Source organism: Streptomyces sp. NPDC031121 (assembly GCF_055570615.1).
Genome location: NZ_JBVIGV010000028.1, coordinates 1 through 1,826, shown reverse-complemented (window position 1 = coordinate 1,826; position 1,826 = coordinate 1). Strand labels below are relative to the sequence as shown.

The following is a 1,826-nucleotide window of genomic DNA, read 5'->3' as shown; positions in this document are numbered from 1 at the left end:
GTTCGTTGCTTCAGAACTAACACAGTGGACGCGAGCAACTGAGGACAAGCCCTCGGCCTATTAGTACCAGTCAGCTCCACCCGTTACCGGGCTTCCACATCTGGCCTATCAACCCAGTCGTCTACTGGGAGCCTTACCCTCTCAAGGAGGTGGGAATACTCATCTTGAAGCAGGCTTCCCGCTTAGATGCTTTCAGCGGTTATCCCTCCCGAACGTAGCCAACCAGCCATGCCCTTGGCAGGACAACTGGCACACCAGAGGTTCGTCCGTCCCGGTCCTCTCGTACTAGGGACAGCCCTTCTCAATATTCCTACGCGCACAGCGGATAGGGACCGAACTGTCTCACGACGTTCTAAACCCAGCTCGCGTACCGCTTTAATGGGCGAACAGCCCAACCCTTGGGACCGACTCCAGCCCCAGGATGCGACGAGCCGACATCGAGGTGCCAAACCATCCCGTCGATATGGACTCTTGGGGAAGATCAGCCTGTTATCCCCGGGGTACCTTTTATCCGTTGAGCGACGGCGCTTCCACAAGCCACCGCCGGATCACTAGTCCCGACTTTCGTCCCTGCTCGACCCGTCGGTCTCACAGTCAAGCTCCCTTGTGCACTTACACTCAACACCTGATTGCCAACCAGGCTGAGGGAACCTTTGGGCGCCTCCGTTACCCTTTGGGAGGCAACCGCCCCAGTTAAACTACCCATCAGACACTGTCCCTGATCCGGATCACGGACCGAGGTTAGACATCCAGCACGACCAGAGTGGTATTTCAACGACGACTCCACAACCACTGGCGTGGCCGCTTCAAAGTCTCCCACCTATCCTACACAAGCCGAACCGAACACCAATATCAAACTGTAGTAAAGGTCCCGGGGTCTTTCCGTCCTGCTGCGCGAAACGAGCATCTTTACTCGTAGTGCAATTTCACCGGGCCTATGGTTGAGACAGTCGAGAAGTCGTTACGCCATTCGTGCAGGTCGGAACTTACCCGACAAGGAATTTCGCTACCTTAGGATGGTTATAGTTACCACCGCCGTTTACTGGCGCTTAAGTTCTCAGCTTCGCCTGGACGAATCCAAGCTAACCGGTCCCCTTAACGTTCCAGCACCGGGCAGGCGTCAGTCCGTATACATCGCCTTACGGCTTCGCACGGACCTGTGTTTTTAGTAAACAGTCGCTTCTCGCTGGTCTCTGCGGCCACCCCCAGCTCAAGGTGCAAGACCCATCACCAGGAATGGCCCCCCTTCTCCCGAAGTTACGGGGGCATTTTGCCGAGTTCCTTAACCATAGTTCACCCGAACGCCTCGGTATTCTCTACCTGACCACCTGAGTCGGTTTAGGGTACGGGCCGCCATGAAACTCGCTAGAGGCTTTTCTCGACAGCATAGGATCATCCACTTCGCCACAATCGGCTCGGCATCAGGTCTCAACCTTGTATGAGGGACGGATTTGCCTACCCCTCGGCCTACACCCTTACCCCGGGACAACCACCGCCCGGGCTGGACTACCTTCCTGCGTCACCCCATCGCTTACCTACTACCACCTCGGTTCAGCGGCTCCACCACTTCCCTTCACCCGAAGGATCCAGGACGGCTTCACGGCCTTAGCATTAATGGATTCGATATTGGGCGTTTCAAAGCGGGTACCGGAATATCAACCGGTTGTCCATCGACTACGCCTGTCGGCCTCGCCTTAGGTCCCGACTTACCCTGGGCAGATCAGCTTGACCCAGGAACCCTTAGTCAATCGGCGCACACGTTTCTCACGTGTGTATCGCTACTCATGCCTGCATTCTCACTCGTGAACCGTCCACAACTCGCTTCC

The 1,826-nt window shown here is 56.4% G+C and carries 1 rRNA gene; it reads right to left on the bottom strand.

The annotated features are described in order from the left end of the window. Positions 1-40 precede the first annotated feature (40 nt). Positions 41-1,826 (bottom strand): 23S ribosomal RNA (locus tag ACZ462_RS31670); the annotation flags it as partial.